Raw genomic sequence first — 1,332 nt, 5'->3', positions numbered from 1 at the left:
ACGTTATAACAAGTTAATCAAACTAATTACCACTTTGAAATAATTCATCTACAGTAACTCCTAGTTCTTTAGCTAAGTTAAAAGCTAAAGAAAGGGTTGGATCATATTTGTTATTCTCAATAGCATTAATAGTCTGTCTTGAAACATTACACTTTTTAGCTAATTCTTCTTGTGATAGCTTAATTTGAGTTCTTTTTTCCTTAATTATATTTTTCATGTTAACTACCCAGTTTTTTTTGATTATACTTTAACGATATAAAATAGACTATGGATATTATTGTTAGTAAAGAAAAAGGACTAGAATTATTATCGAATTTATCTGTAGCTAAATTTAATCCAGTACTCAATAGTGCTGTTACACAATCTAGAATTAATATTAAAATTGTTACTGAAAAAGCGTAAGTACTTGATTTCCATACAATTAATTGCCTACGCTCATCCCCTTTTTTAAATAATGATACGACTATACTAAAATCTATTATTAATAAGATTAATCCCAATACCCATAGTGCAATATATCCTTTATTCATGACTATCTCTCCTTTTTTGTAAAAAGTATTTTACATTAATAAGTTATCATAGTCATGTTTTTTTGTCAAAAACTTTTTACATATGAAGTTAGATTTACATAAAATTCCTTATGCCAAGTAATTTTCTTGCGGAATAAAGATGCAAGTTGAAAATCTGATATACTCTAAACGCAAGTTGAAAATTTAAAGACAGGGGAAAGATAACCGATGGAACGACCATCAATTTCAAAAGAAATGAATCCTTATATATTCCAAAATTTTTATTATTTGAAAGAAGAGTTAGTAGTTTTTTGTAAATCTCAAAATATTCCGACATCAGGCAGTAAAGAAATATTAACAGAACGAATATTTGAATATATAAAAAGCGGCCAAATACAAGAAAGTCCCAAAAATAAAAAAGTAACCAAAATTCCTATTGAACTAACTGTAGATAGCATCATAGAGGAGAATATTGTTTGCTCAGAAGTGCATAGAAGATTTTTCTTAAAAGAAATTGGTTCAAACTTTAAATTTAAAGTTGCTTTTCAAAAATGGCTTAAAAACAACTCTGGAAAAACGTATGCTGATGCAATCTCGATATATCCAACAATTTCAACTATAAAACCAACCAAAATAGATTCTCAGTTTGAATACAATACTTACATTAGAGATTTTTTCTTAGAAAATAAAAATCAAAATTTGTCGAATGCTATCAAGTGTTGGAATTATAAAAAAGGACTCCCAGGACATAATAGGTACGAAAAAGAAGATTTGAAAGTTATTTAACTCCCTAGTTCACATAATGTCGATTATCCAAAGTAGC

The 1,332-nt window shown here is 27.5% G+C and carries 3 protein-coding genes; 1 reads left to right on the top strand and 2 read right to left on the bottom strand.

Going from position 1 to position 1,332, the window contains the following annotated elements:
• Positions 1–22: 22 nt before the first annotated feature.
• Positions 23–217 carry a helix-turn-helix transcriptional regulator gene (locus tag ACYSNU_RS18895; RefSeq protein WP_461738616.1) on the bottom strand — a complete coding sequence of 65 codons (195 nt, stop codon included), beginning with the start codon at positions 215–217 and terminating at the stop codon, positions 23–25.
• Position 218: 1 nt separating this feature from the next.
• Positions 219–530: a hypothetical protein gene (locus ACYSNU_RS18890; protein WP_461738615.1), complete on the bottom strand. Its 312-nt coding sequence runs from the start codon at positions 528–530 to the stop codon at positions 219–221.
• Positions 531–737: 207 nt separating this feature from the next.
• On the opposite strand from ACYSNU_RS18890, the gene ACYSNU_RS18885 reads away from it, so the two are divergent.
• Positions 738–1,295 carry a DUF6434 domain-containing protein gene (locus ACYSNU_RS18885; RefSeq protein ID WP_461738614.1) on the top strand — a complete coding sequence of 186 codons (558 nt, stop codon included), beginning with the start codon at positions 738–740 and terminating at the stop codon, positions 1,293–1,295.
• Positions 1,296–1,332 lie beyond the last annotated feature (37 nt).

Source organism: Enterococcus sp. LJL120 (genome assembly GCF_054871765.1).
This window is presented reverse-complemented; position numbering and strand designations above follow the sequence as displayed.

Coding starts and splice junctions, on each gene's coding strand:
- ACYSNU_RS18890 (WP_461738615.1), bottom strand. CDS start 530: ATGAATAAAGGATATATTGCACTATGGGTATTGGGATTAATCTTATTA.
- ACYSNU_RS18895 (WP_461738616.1), bottom strand. CDS start 217: ATGAAAAATATAATTAAGGAAAAAAGAACTCAAATTAAGCTATCACAA.
- ACYSNU_RS18885 (WP_461738614.1), top strand. CDS start 738: ATGGAACGACCATCAATTTCAAAAGAAATGAATCCTTATATATTCCAA.